This window comes from Modestobacter sp. VKM Ac-2979 (genome assembly GCF_026967995.1).
Classification (GTDB): Bacteria; Actinomycetota; Actinomycetes; order Mycobacteriales; family Geodermatophilaceae; genus Modestobacter.
Genome location: NZ_JAPVBO010000002.1, coordinates 589,688 through 601,701 on the forward strand (window position 1 = coordinate 589,688; position 12,014 = coordinate 601,701).

The following is a 12,014-nucleotide window of genomic DNA, read 5'->3' on the forward strand; positions in this document are numbered from 1 at the left end:
CTGCAAGGGAGCCGGGGGGCAGGGGGTGCTCCGTCAGGAGTTGCCGGGGCGGGTGACGGAGTCCTCGCTCTGGGCGTCGTCGTCGGTGAGCAGGACGGTGTCCTTCTCGCCGCCGTCCCCGCGGTCGTGGCCGGAGGTGCCGTCGACCAGGTCGCCGTCGGGGTCGGAGGTCGCCGGAGAGTCGTGGTAGCCGCTGCCGGTGGGTTCGGTCATGGGGTGGGCCTCTCGATCAGGGGTTCAGGACGGGGCGCGCTGCGCCGGCGAGGAGCCCGGTCGGCACGGGCGTCCTCGTGGACGTCGTCCCCCGCCCATGCCCGCGATCCCCGGGCCTCATGCACCGCCGGCCGCCTCCCCCGGTGCGGGGAGGCGGCCGGCAGTGGGGGTCCTCGTTCAGAACGCGGCTTCGTCGACGTCCATGAGGGCGTTGTCGGTGTGCTCGACGATGAACCGCTCGCTGGTGAGCGTCGGCAGCACCTGGGCGCAGAAGAAGCGGGTGGCGGCGAGCTTGCCCTCGTAGAAGTGCCGGTCGGACTCCGACACCTCGCCGTCCAGCGCGGTCAGCGCGACCTCGGACTGGCGGACCAGCAGCCAGGCGGTGATCAGGTCACCGGTGGCCAGCAGCAGCCGGGAGGTGTTCTGGCCGACCTCGTAGAGCTTGCGGACGTCGGTCTGGGCCGCGGTGAGCTGGCCGAACATCGCGGTCAGCATCCCCTGGACGTCGCCGAGCGCGGTCGCCAGCAGCGCCCGCTCCTCCTTGAGCCGCCCGTTGCCGGCCTCCGCCGTGACCGTCGCCTGGACCTGCTCGGCCAGCCAGGTCAGCGCCACCCCGCCGTCCCGCACGATCTTGCGGAAGAAGAAGTCCTGCCCCTGGATCGCCGTGGTGCCCTCGTAGAGGGTGTCGATCTTGGAGTCCCGGATGTACTGCTCGATCGGGTGGTCCTGCAGGTAGCCGGAGCCGCCGAGGGTCTGCAGCGACTCGGCGGTGAGCAGCTGGGTGGCCCGCTCGGAGCCGTGGCCCTTGACGATCGGCAGCAGCAGGTCGTTGAGCTTGGCGGCGAGGACGGCCTCGGGGCTGTCGGCCGTGCCGGCGGCCTCGGCCTCCATGACCTGGTCGCGGAAGGTCGCGGTGTACAGGTACAGCGCACGCATGCCCTCGGCGTAGGCCTTCTGCAGCATCAGCGAGCGCCGGACGTCGGGGTGGTGGGTGATGGTCACCCGCGGGGCGTCCTTGCTGCTGGCGGTGAGGTCGGCGCCCTGCACCCGCTCCTTCGCGTAGGCCAGCGCGACCTGGTAGCCGGCGGAGAGGGTCGCGATCGCCTTGGTGCCGACGAACATCCGGGCGTACTCGATCACCTTGAACATCTGGGCGATGCCGTCGTGCACGTCGCCGACCAGCCAGCCCTTCGCCGGTACCGGGCCGTCACCGAAGCTCAGCTCGCAGGTGGTGGAGACCTTCAGGCCCATCTTCTTCTCCACGCCGGTCACGTACACGCCGTTGCGCTCGCCGAGCGCGCCGGTGGCCAGGTCCACGTGGTACTTCGGGACGACGAACAGCGACAGGCCCTTGGTGCCCTGCCTGGCGCCCTCGGGGCGGGCCAGGACCAGGTGGACGATGTTGTCGCTGAGGTCGTGCTCGGCGGAGGTGATGAACCGCTTCACCCCGGTGAGGTGCCAGGAGCCGTCGGGCTGCTGCACCGCCTTGGTGCGCCCGGCGCCGACGTCGGAGCCCGCCTCGGGCTCGGTGAGCACCATGGTGGCGCCCCAGAGGTGCTCGATCATCAGCTCGGCCAGCCGCTGCTGGTCCGGGGTGCCCAGGGAGTGCAGGATCGCGGCGAAGGTGGGGCCGGAGCCGTACATGAACGCCGCGGGGTTGGCGCCGAGCATCATCTCGAAGGCGGCCCAGCGCAGGCTGAACGGTGCGCCGAACCCGCCGAGCTCGTCCGGCAGGTCGAGGCGCCACCACTCACCGGCGTTCACCGCCCGGACCGACGCCTTGAACGACTCGGGCAGCGTCACCGAGTGCGTCGCCGGGTCGAACACCGGCGGGTTCCGGTCGGCGTCGGTGAAGGAGGCGGCGAGCGGTCCCTCGGCGAGCCGTCGGACCTCGGCCAGCACCCCGCGGGCCGTCTCGGCGTCCATCTGCTCGAACGGCCCGGTGCCGAACCTGTCCTTGGTGGTCTGGAACTCGAACAGGTTGAACTCGAGGTCGCGCAGGTTCGCCGTGTAGTGGCTCATGGAGGGTGCTCCCGTGCTCGCTGTTGCCCGCGAGCAGGTCCTACTCGCGGGTAACAAACGCTATTACCGCTCGGTCGCCAGGGGCAAGCGCCGCGCCGCCCCCGGCCCTCCGGGGGGTCAGTCCCTGCCGTGCGCGTCGGGCTCGGTCTCCGGGGGCGGGTAGACCGGGCCGGCCATGCCGTCGGCGTCGTCCTCGCCCTGGGTGGGGGAGACGGCACCGCCCAGCGGCTCGACGTCCCGGTCGTCCTGCGGTCCCTGCGCTGAGCTGGTCATGTCCCGAGTCTCGACCGCGCGCGGCCGGGCGGCGAGCCGGCGGGTCAGTCGTCCAGGACCGGGCCGGCCTCGTGGCGAGGGTGCCCGGACGTGCGCTCGCCCTGCTTCATCCGCGCCTCGAGCACGTGCCGGTCACCGCCGGCCAGCTCGTCGCGGGCGCGCTGGTCGAAGGCGCGGTAGGTGCTCCAGTAGTTGGCGTCGTAGTCCTCCACGACCTGGAAGGTCCACCGGTCGGCGATCACGTTCCGGCCGACGAGGTCGCGGTCGAGGTCGTCGGCGAGCTCGGTGTGCCCGGCGTCGCGGAGGCCGGCGACGGCGTCCTGCAGGAGGAGGTCGGCCTTGCCGGTGAGCTGGTGGAAGCCGTACAGCAGGCCGCGGGCCTGCTCGACGGTCTCGAGGGACTCGGAGAGCTTGCCGAGGGCGGCGACGGTGGCGTCGTCCAGGTCCGGACGCGAGCGGTCGGTCATGCGCCCAGTCTGTCGTCCTGGTTCAGGCGACGGCGAGGTCGATGAGCTGCTCGGCCAGCCGGCGCCCGTGCGAGGCGGGGCCGTCGGGGCCGAGGAGGCCGCCGGAGAGGTACATCCCGTCGATGATCAGGTGGACCTGCGCGGCCAGGTCGTCGCCGCCGCCGGGGATCAGCTGGTCGGCCAGGCCCTCGAGCCGGGCGTGCAGCTCGAACTTGTAGTCGGCGGCCGCGCTGCGGGCGGGGTGCTGCGGGTCGTCGTACTCGCTGCTGACGTTGGTGAACGGGCAGCCGCGGAAGCCGACGCTGGTGACGTCGGCCTCGACGGCGTCGACGACGGAGAGGAGTGCGGCCCGCGGGTCGTCCCGGTGTCGGTCCAGCTCGGCGTCGATGGAGGAGAGCACGGTGGCGGCCTTGCGCGAGAGGTAGGAGCCGACCAGGTCGTCCTTGCTCTTGAAGAGCCGGTAGACCGTCATCTTGCCCAGGCCGGTCTCCCGGACCAGCTCGTCCATCCCCACGCTGCGGGAGCTGCGCGCCGAGAAGAGACGCTCGGCGGTGTCCAGGACGATCTCCTGCCGCTCCGCGCGGGAACGACGGGCCGGGACGGCGCCGTCCTCAGGTGCGTGGAGGGAGAGGGCTGCTGCGGTCACGGTCTGATCGTGCAGCACATCGTGACGGAGCGGTTCGCGGCACGCCGGGGTGCGCAGGCCGCTGACCAGCACGTCCGGGGCGGGAGGGGCGGCCCGGGCCGGTGGGGGACTGTGAGGCGCCTGTGACTCTCCGCGAGGGGTGCTGGTCGCGGGCCCTCAGTTGCGGCGGATCCGCCGGGGGTTGGCCAGCATCCGGATGGCCGTCGCCTGCTGCGGCGTCTGCTCCTCGTCGGCGGTGGTCGTCTCGTTCAGCTGCGGGTCGCGTTCGTCGTCGTGCACGTGTCCCACCCTCCTCGCCCGGGCCTGCGGAGGGACAGCCCCCGGACGGGTGGACGACGGAGACGTCGATCACCTGGTCCGGTCGGGCACCAGGTGAGGCACGTCCAGCACCGGTGCGGCGGTCTCCCGCGGTGCGCGGGCCCGGGTGAGGGGCAGCGTGACCGCCCAGGTCAGCACGGCGAGGGTGGTGACGAAGAAGCTCGGCGGGAGGTTGACCATCGCCGAGAGCACCAGGCCGAACCAGACGCTGCCCAGGGCGATGGCCACGGCGATCGCGGCCACCAGGCCGGGCCGGGCGGTCATCCGCAGCGCCGCCGCGGCCGGGGTGACCACGAGCGCGAACAGCAGCAGCGTGCCCACCACCTGCACGGCCATCGTGATGGTCAGCGCGAGCAGGACGACGAAGGCCACGCCCAGGGCGCGCACCGGCACCCCGCGGGCCTCGGCCACGGTCGGGTCCACCGAGGCGAACACGAGCGGCCGGGCGATGACCGCGAGCACGCCGACCACGAGCAGGGTGAACCCGCCGAAGACCCACAGCTGGTCGGTGCTGATGGCCAGCAGGTTGCCGAACAGCACGGTGGTCGTGCTGCTGGCGTTGGCCGTGGCCAGCGAGGCGAACAGCACGCCGAGGCCGGTGGCGAACGCGAGGATCGTGCCGGTGGCCACCTCCCGGTCGGCCACCCGCTTGCCGAACAGCCCGATCAAGAGCCCGCCGCCGACGCAGAACACCGCCAGGCCCAGCGTGACCGGGGCGCCGATCAGGATGGCGCCGGTCGCGCCGGGGAAGCCGATGTGGGCCAGGGCGTGGGCGGCGAAGGCGTTCTGCCGGGTGACGACGAACCAGCCCATCAGGCCGGCGGCCAGCGCGACCATCGAACCGCCGAGCAGGGCGTGCTGCATGAACGTGGTCTGCAGCACCTGCAGCCAGTTCTCCTGGAAGGTGACCACGGCTCAACCGCCCCGGGTGAAGAGATCGCCCTGCGCGGTGCGCACCACCCGGACCGGGGTGCCGTACAGGTGGGTGAGCAGGTCCTCGGTGACGACGGCGTCGATCGGGTCGTGGTGCGGGTGGCCGTCGAGCAGGTAGACGGCGTCGGTGAGCACGGGCAGCAGTGGGTTGAGGTCGTGCGCGACGACCAGCACCGTGACCCGGCGCTCGCGGGTGAGCTCGCCGAGCAGCGCGACCACCTCGTGCTGGTTGCGCAGGTCGAGGTTGGCCAGCGGCTCGTCGAGCAGCAGCAGTTCGGCGTCGTCCACGATGGCCTGGGCGATCGCGACCCGCTGCTGCTGGCCGCCGGAGAGCTCGGACATCCGCCGGTCGGCGTAGCCGTCGGCACCCACCCGGCGCAGCGCGTCGTCGACCCGGGCCCGCTCGGCAGCCGAGGCGCGGCGCAGCCCGAAGCGGCCCCCGGTGAGGCCGAGCATCACCAGGTCGCGGGCGCGCACCGCCTCGCCGAGTGCGGCGGTGTAGTTCTGCGGCACGTAGCCGATCCGGCGGTCGCCGCGGCTGGGGGTGCGGCCCAGCACCTCGACCCGCCCGCCGGCCGGGGGCAGCATGCCGAGGACCAGCTGGAACAGCGTGGTCTTCCCGGCGCCGTTGGGGCCGATGACCCCGACCACGGCGCCCGCGGGCACGGTGAGCGTGCCCTGCGACCAGACCACCCGGCCGCCGCGCACCACCGAGACGTCGTCGAGGACGAGCGCCGGTGGCCGCGCGGCGACCTGGTCGGCCGTCGGGACGTCTGTCACTGACCCCCACCGAGTGCGTTCGAGAGCTGCTGCAGCTGGTCCAGCTGCCAGGACACGAAGGACGACTCCCCGTCCGGCGCCGACTCGGTGACCTCGACGACCGGCACGTCGGCAGCCTCCGCTGCGGCGCGCAGCTGCTCGGGGACGCTGCCCTCCGTCTGAGAGTTGTACACCAGCACGTCGACCGATCCGTCGGTCAGCGCCGCCTCGAAGGCCGCCACGTCGCCGGGCGCGGGGTCGGTCTCGTTGCTGGCGGCGTCGCGGTAGCCCTCGGGGGTGGCGTCGGTCAGGCCGATCGCCTCGGCGGTGTACTGGAACACGCTCTCCGTGGCGGCGTACGAACGCCCGGTGGCCGCGGTCTGCAGCGCCGCCAGCTCGTCCAGGTAGGGCTGCAGGTCCGCCTCCCAGGCCTCCGCCTGCTCGGCGAAGTGGTCGGCGGCGTCGGGCGACAGCTCGCTGAGCTGCTCGGTCACCGCGGCGGCGACGTCCTGGACGTGCTCCGGGGAGTACCACAGGTGCGGGTTCACCCCGCCGTGACCGTGCTCCTCCTCGGCGTGCTCCTCCTCCTCGGCGTGCTCCTCGCCCTCGGCGTGCTCCTCTCCCTCGACGCCGACCACCTCGGCCGCATCGACGACGGCCGGCGCGGGGTCGAGGGTGGCGACGGCGTCGGCGGCCCAGTGGTCGTAGTCGGCGCCGTTGAGCACGACCATCTCGGCGTCGGAGAAGGCCGCGATGTCGGCGGTCGTCGGCTCGTAGTCGTGCGGGTCGACCGCGGAGGAGGCGAGCACGGTGGTGACGTTGGTGCAGTCCCCGCCCAGCTGCTCCACGATCGAGCCCCACTGGCTCACCGAGACGACGACGTCGAGCACCTCGCCGGGGCAGTCCGCCTCGTCGGCCTGGGTCGTCGTGGTCCCGGCGCCGGCGCTGGAGTCGCCGCAGGCGGCGAGGGTCAGCGTGGCGGTGGCGGCCACGGCGGCGAGCGTCGGACGGCGGAACAGGTCGAGGCGGCGCACGGGAGGTCCTCACGAGAGCAGTTACTGGGAATGGTCGTCACAATCAGTATCACCCCAGCCGTGCGCTGCGTCGATGTCGGCCCTCCCACACCGGGTCCGCTCCCGGTCCCGGCCCGCTACGGTCCGAGCGTGCCGATCCAGCCCGGACGCACTCCGGTCCGTCCGCCGACCGCTCCACCCCGGCGGGCGCCGCGTGCCCCGGACCGCCGGCCCGGTCCCGCCCCGGCGCCTGCTCAGCCGGACCCTGCCCAGTCGGACCCTGCCCAGTCGGACCCTGCCCAGCCGGGCCCGGACGAGCCGGGCCGGGACTGAGCCGGGCCGGGACTGAGCCGGGCCGGGACTGAGCCGGGTCGGGACTGAGCCGGCGGCGGCCCGCCTCAGGCGGGCGTCAGGCCCCGGTCACCCGGTTCTCCGGGTCCACGCCCGCCGCCGGGTCGGTGCCCTCGGCCGGCTGCTCGGGGTGCGGTGTGCGCCCGGTCTCGTGCTGGTCGGCGCGGGCGTCGCCCTCGGCGGGCTCTTCGGCGTGCGGGGTGCGTCCGTTGCTCTCGGTCATGCCCCGCCCCGTGCCCCCGCCCGGTGCGGCGCAACCATCAGCCGACGGGCGTCGCCGCGGGGGTCTGGGGCAGGAGTGCCCGGACCTCGTCGTCGTCCGGCAGCGCACCGCGCGCACCCGGGCCGGTGGTCGACAGCGCCGCCGCCGTGACCGCGTAGCGGACTGCGTCGGCCAGCGGCTCGCCCCGGTCGAGTGCGCTGCTCAGCGCGCCGCAGAAGCAGTCGCCGGCGCCGGTGGTGTCGACCGGCCGGACCGGCGGTGGACCCTGCACCAGCGCCGGGCCGTCCGCCGGCACCACCAGTGCCCCCCGGGCGCCGAGGGTGACCACCGCCGACCGCACGCCGAGCCCGCGGGCCAGTTCGGCCAGCTCGGCGGGGGAGAGGTCGCCGGGCGGGGCGTCGGCCAGCCTGCGCAACTCGTGCTCGTTGGGCACCAGCACGTCGACCCGGGCCAGCAGGTCGGCCGGCAGCGGCTGCGTCGGCGCGGGGTTCAGCACGACGGTGCCCCGGGTGGCGGCGGCCGCGGCCCGCACCGTGTCCAGCGGCGTCTCCAGCTGGAGCAGCAGCACGCCCGCGCGGTGCACCGAGTCCACGTCGACGTCCACCGGGGTCAGCTCGGCGTTGGCGCCGGGCACCACCACGATCAGGTTCTCCCCGCCGTCCGCCTCGACCGGGATCGTCGCCGTCCCGGTGGGCACGCCCTCGGTGCGGTGCACCCGGCCCACGTTGACCCGCGCGTCGGCGAGCGCGGCGAGCTGACGGCCGGCGGCCGGGTCGGTGCCCACCCGGCCGACCATGTGCACCCCGGCGCCCAGCCGGCCGGCCGCCGCGGCCTGGTTGGCGCCCTTGCCGCCGGGCAGGACGGCGACCGACGAGCCGATGACGGTCTCCCCGCGGCCGGGCAGCCGGTCGACGGTCACCACGACGTCCTCGTTGAGGCTCCCCACCACGGTCACGGACACGGTGCGTTCCCGGTGATCAGCACCCGGCCAGCCTAGGAGGGCTGCTCGGTCCGCCGACGCAGCGGCAGCAGGTACCAGGTGGTCAGCCCGACGACGCCGATGGCCGCACACACGACGATCGCCGGCCATCGGCCGAGGACCACGTCCAGCACCAGCAGCACCGCGCTGACGACGGCGGTCATCAGCAGGCCGAGCCCGATCATCAGCGACCGGTCGGCGAACTGGACGATCGCCGCCTTCTGCCGCCGCCGGAACAGCATCCGGTGGAAGGAGACGGGGGCGATGAGCACCACCGTGGCCAGGGCGGTGCTGGTCATCGTGATCGCGTAGACCGTCGTCCCGAAGGTGCCCAGTTCGGCGAAGCGGGACTGGAAGGGCAGGGTCAGCAGGAAGGCGAACAGCACCTGGACGGCGGTGATCGCCACCCGGATCTCCTGCAGCACCTCGTTGACGTTGCGGTCCAGCACCTCGTCGGGCGTCTCGCCGCGGGCCTCGGCGGTCCGCTCCGCGTCGGCGCGTTCCGCCTCGGTCCGTTTCTCCGCCACTCACCTGCGGTACCGCAGGCACAGTCGATCAACACCCGGGAGACGCCCATGTCCGAGCACCAGGCCGAGGACGCCGACGCCGTCCGCCGGGAGTTCGGCGAGGCGGTGAACATGACCGCCGGCGAGCTGGAGGAGTGGCTGGCCACCGAGGAGTCGCAGTCGGTGGGGCAGAAGAGCAGCGGGTCGGCGGAGTCCACCGGCCACGAGTCGGGCCGGCGGATCGTGCAGCTGCTGCGCACGAAGAAGGCCGACCTCACCGACGACGACCTGGCGCACATGCGCAAGGTGCACGGCTACGTGCAGCGGCACCTGGCGCAGGAGCCCGCCAAGGAGGACGTCGAGACGTCGAAGTGGCGGTGGTCGCTGATGAACTGGGGCCACGACCCGCTCAAAGACAAGTAGCGTCCGCGGCGTGCAGCGCAACGACCCGGCGCAGTACGACGAGCTGGCCGACCAGTGGTGGGACCCGCACGGCGGCTTCGCGATGCTCCAGTGGATCGCCGCCTCGCGGGCCGGCCACGTGCCCCCGGCGTCGACGCCCGACGCCGTCCTGGTCGACCTGGCCTGCGGTGGTGGCCTGATGGCCCCGCACGTGCAGCGGTTGGGGTACCGGCACGTGGGCGTCGACATCGGCCTCGCCGGGCTGCAGGTCGCCCGCGGGCACGGGGTCGGGGTCGTGCGCGGGTCGGTGCTCGCCGTCCCGCTCGCCGACGGGTGTGCCGACGTCGTGACCGCCGGGGAGATCCTCGAGCACGTCGAGGACCCCGGGCAGGTGCTCGCCGAGAGCGCCCGGCTGCTCAAGCCGGGGGGCCTGCTGGTCATCGACTCGATCGCGGCCACCCGGCTCGCCCCGCTGGTGGCCGTCCGGATCGCCGAGCGGATGCCCGGCGGGCCGCCCCCGGGCATCCACGACCCGGCGCTGTTCGTCGACCGCGGCGAGCTGCTGGCCACGGCCGACCGGCTGGGGCTGGACCTGCGGCTGGTCGGCCTGCGCCCGTCGGTGCGCGACCTGGTCGCCTGGCGGCGGGGACGACGGGACACCGTGCGGATGCGCACCATGCCCTGGACCGGGATCCTGTTCGCCGGCTCGGCGACCAAGCGTGCAGAGCCCGGCGCCGAGCGGCGGACGCCGGGCTCCGCACGTACCGTCGGGTCATGAGCGTCTGCGGTCCCGCCACCCCCCACGCGCCGGGAACGGCCTGGTGAGCGCCGCCGTCATCACCGGATCGGGTCGGGCACTGCCGGCGAGGTACGAGCAGGGCGAGGTCTGGGACGGCTACTTCGCCGAGAAGTACGCCGGGCTGCGGGCCGCCGAGCGGGTCTTCCACGCTGCCGGCGTGCGGAGCCGGCACGCGGTGGTGAACCCCGTCGACGAGGACGTCTCGCAGTGGGGCACCGGGGCCCGCATGGAGCGTTACGTCACGGAGGGCCTGCCGCTGGGCAAGCAGGCCGTCGCCACGGCACTGGACGCCGCCGGGCTGGCTCCCGGGGACGTCGGGCAGTTCGCCGTCGCCACCTGCACCGGGTACGCCACCCCGGGCCTGGACATCCGGCTCTCCAGTGACCTGGGCATGCCGCTGGGGTTGCAGCGGCTGCTCGTCGGCCACATGGGCTGTTACGCAGCGCTGCCCGGGCTGGCCGCGGTCAGCGACTTCGTCACCGCACGTTCCCGGCCGGCTGTGCTGCTGTGCCTGGAGCTGACCAGCCTGCACGTGCAGCCGGCCGTCGCCGACCTGGAGCAGGTCGTCACCCACGCGCTGTTCAGCGACGCCGCGGCCGCGGTCGTCGTCGAGCCCGCCGCGCGACGGGGACGGCGGGTCGCCGGGATGGTCGCGCGCACCGACCACGCCACCGCCGACCACATGACCTGGGACGTCACCGACCTCGGTTTCCGGATGGGCCTGTCGCCGCGGGTGCCCGACGTGCTGGCCCGGCACGTCGGCGGCGTGGTCGAGGAGCTGCTCACCGAGGCCGGCCTGCGGGTCGAGGACGTGGCGGGCTGGGCCGTGCACCCGGGCGGGCCGCGGATCCTGGACGTCGTCCGGGACGAGCTCGGGCTCGCCGAGGAGCAGATGGCTCCCTCGCGCCGGGTGCTCGCCGAGCACGGCAACTGCTCCTCGGCGACCGTGCTGCTGGTGCTCGACGAGCTCGGGGACGTCGACGGCCCGGTGGTGGCGATGGCCTTCGGCCCGGGCCTGACCCTCTACGCCGCCCTGCTGCTCCCGGCCTGAACCAGGGTCCTTCCTCAGCCCAGGTGGGCCTGCTTGGGGGCCAGGCCGCGCAGCGCCTCGGCGGCCACCCGGTCCCGGTCGGCGCCGCCGGCGGCGACCACCGCCGCGCCGACCAGGCCCTCGACCAGCGGGGCGGCGCTGAGCACCACCCGCGCCCGGACGTCGTCGTCCAGCAGTTCCAGCGCCGTCTCGGCCGACATGACCGCGCTGCCCAGATCCATCAGCACCACCACGCCGTCGCCGGTGTCCGCGGTCGTGATCGCGGTGGAGACGGCGACGGCGTCGGTGCCCAGCCCGCCGTCGTCGGTGCCGGCGGCCACCTCGATGGCCAGGGTCGAGTTCGGCAGCATCTGCCGGGCCAGCTCGACCGCGGCCTCGGCCAGCGGCCGGCTGTGCGAGACGACGACGATCCCCACGGCGGCCATGGTCAGCTCCTCCCGAGCGTCGCCGCGGCGGCCTCGACCAGCAGCACCGCCGACTCGGCCCCCGGGTCGACGTGGTCGGCGCTCCGCTCGCCCAGGTAGCTGGCCCGGCCCTTGCGGGCGACCAGCGGCGTGACGGAGTCGCGCCCCGTCGCGGCGGCGTCGGCGGCGGCTCGCAGGGCGGCGTCCAGCTCCTGCCCGGCCTCGACCGCCGCGGTGAGGGCGTCGGCGGCCGGCAGCAGTGCGTCGACCATCGTCTTGTCCTCCAGCTCGGCCTTGCCGCGGGCGACGACGCCCTCGACCCCGGCCCGGAACGCAGCGGCGAAGGCAGCCGGGGAGCCGTCGTCCAGCGCACCGGACATCCGGAGGAAGAACGTCCCGTACAGCGGGCCGCTGGTGCCCCCGACCTTGCTGATCATCGTCATCGCGACCGTCTTCAGCAGCGCGGCGGCGTCGGCCGGCGGGGTGGCGTCGAGGGCGGCGACGGCCGCGGTCATCCCGCGGTGCATGTTCGTGCCGTGGTCGGCGTCGCCGATGGCCGAGTCGAGCTCGGTGAGCTCCTCGCGGTGCTCGGTGACGGCGCGGGCGTACTCGCGCACCCAGGCCCCGAGGGCGTCGGTGTCCAGCGCGGTCATGC

Annotated in this window: 17 protein-coding genes; 3 read left to right on the plus strand and 14 right to left on the minus strand. The window is 74.1% G+C overall.

Annotated elements, in window-relative coordinates:
* Positions 1-33: 33 nt before the first annotated feature.
* From O2W15_RS07425 to O2W15_RS07480, 12 genes are all read right to left on the minus strand, one after another.
* Complete coding sequence (locus O2W15_RS07425; protein WP_269162673.1) at positions 34-213, minus strand: hypothetical protein; 180 nt, start codon at positions 211-213, stop codon at positions 34-36.
* Between the two features lie 177 nt (positions 214-390).
* The gene (locus O2W15_RS07430; protein ID WP_269178945.1) at positions 391-2,235 is read right to left on the minus strand and encodes an acyl-CoA dehydrogenase; all 1,845 of its coding nucleotides are present in this window, start codon (positions 2,233-2,235) and stop codon (positions 391-393) included.
* 117 nt (positions 2,236-2,352) lie between these two features.
* On the minus strand, positions 2,353-2,508 hold the full coding sequence (locus O2W15_RS07435) for a hypothetical protein (protein ID WP_164703369.1): 156 nt from the start codon (positions 2,506-2,508) through the stop codon (positions 2,353-2,355).
* Positions 2,509-2,552: 44 nt separating this feature from the next.
* Positions 2,553-2,975, minus strand: coding sequence for a hypothetical protein (locus tag O2W15_RS07440; RefSeq protein ID WP_269178946.1), 423 nt, complete (start codon positions 2,973-2,975; stop codon positions 2,553-2,555).
* A 22-nt stretch (positions 2,976-2,997) separates the two neighbouring features.
* Positions 2,998-3,621, minus strand: coding sequence for a TetR/AcrR family transcriptional regulator (locus tag O2W15_RS07445; RefSeq protein WP_269178947.1), 624 nt, complete (start codon positions 3,619-3,621; stop codon positions 2,998-3,000).
* 156 nt (positions 3,622-3,777) lie between these two features.
* Positions 3,778-3,900, minus strand: a complete 123-nt coding sequence (locus O2W15_RS07450) for a hypothetical protein (RefSeq protein ID WP_269178948.1) — start codon at positions 3,898-3,900, stop codon at positions 3,778-3,780.
* Between the two features lie 69 nt (positions 3,901-3,969).
* Entirely contained in the window at positions 3,970-4,851 is an 882-nt protein-coding gene (locus O2W15_RS07455; RefSeq protein ID WP_269178949.1) for a metal ABC transporter permease, read from the minus strand.
* 3 nt (positions 4,852-4,854) lie between these two features.
* On the minus strand, positions 4,855-5,652 hold the full coding sequence (locus O2W15_RS07460; protein ID WP_269178950.1) for a metal ABC transporter ATP-binding protein: 798 nt from the start codon (positions 5,650-5,652) through the stop codon (positions 4,855-4,857).
* Complete coding sequence (locus O2W15_RS07465) at positions 5,649-6,665, minus strand: metal ABC transporter solute-binding protein, Zn/Mn family (RefSeq protein WP_269178951.1); 1,017 nt, start codon at positions 6,663-6,665, stop codon at positions 5,649-5,651. The genes O2W15_RS07460 and O2W15_RS07465 overlap by 4 nt, the downstream gene beginning before the upstream one ends.
* 388 nt (positions 6,666-7,053) lie before the next feature.
* Complete coding sequence (locus O2W15_RS07470) at positions 7,054-7,218, minus strand: hypothetical protein (RefSeq protein WP_269178952.1); 165 nt, start codon at positions 7,216-7,218, stop codon at positions 7,054-7,056.
* A gap of 37 nt (positions 7,219-7,255) precedes the next feature.
* A complete protein-coding gene (locus O2W15_RS07475) occupies positions 7,256-8,179 on the minus strand; it encodes a ribokinase (RefSeq protein ID WP_269178953.1) in 924 nt (307 codons plus the stop codon).
* A gap of 32 nt (positions 8,180-8,211) precedes the next feature.
* A complete protein-coding gene (locus O2W15_RS07480; protein ID WP_269162684.1) occupies positions 8,212-8,724 on the minus strand; it encodes a DUF6328 family protein in 513 nt (170 codons plus the stop codon).
* 48 nt (positions 8,725-8,772) lie between these two features.
* Here O2W15_RS07480 and O2W15_RS07485 point away from each other — a divergent pair, with 48 nt between their 5' ends.
* Genes O2W15_RS07485 through O2W15_RS07495 form a run of 3 tightly spaced genes read left to right on the plus strand, consistent with a single transcriptional unit; the run spans position 8,773 to position 10,955 of the window.
* Positions 8,773-9,126 (plus strand): DUF3140 domain-containing protein, encoded by a 354-nt coding sequence (locus O2W15_RS07485; RefSeq protein ID WP_269178954.1) that lies wholly within the window; start codon positions 8,773-8,775, stop codon positions 9,124-9,126.
* Between the two features lie 10 nt (positions 9,127-9,136).
* Positions 9,137-9,883: a methyltransferase domain-containing protein gene (locus O2W15_RS07490; protein WP_269178955.1), complete on the plus strand. Its 747-nt coding sequence runs from the start codon at positions 9,137-9,139 to the stop codon at positions 9,881-9,883.
* Positions 9,884-9,926: 43 nt separating this feature from the next.
* Complete coding sequence (locus tag O2W15_RS07495) at positions 9,927-10,955, plus strand: type III polyketide synthase (RefSeq protein ID WP_269178956.1); 1,029 nt, start codon at positions 9,927-9,929, stop codon at positions 10,953-10,955.
* Between the two features lie 14 nt (positions 10,956-10,969).
* On the opposite strand, the gene dhaM is transcribed toward O2W15_RS07495, so the two are convergent.
* Together dhaM and dhaL are read right to left on the minus strand one after the other, a co-directional pair.
* Positions 10,970-11,380, minus strand: a complete 411-nt coding sequence (gene dhaM / locus O2W15_RS07500) for a dihydroxyacetone kinase phosphoryl donor subunit DhaM (RefSeq protein ID WP_269178957.1) — start codon at positions 11,378-11,380, stop codon at positions 10,970-10,972.
* Between the two features lie 2 nt (positions 11,381-11,382).
* Positions 11,383-12,012: a dihydroxyacetone kinase subunit DhaL gene (dhaL, locus tag O2W15_RS07505; protein ID WP_269162690.1), complete on the minus strand. Its 630-nt coding sequence runs from the start codon at positions 12,010-12,012 to the stop codon at positions 11,383-11,385.
* Positions 12,013-12,014 lie beyond the last annotated feature (2 nt).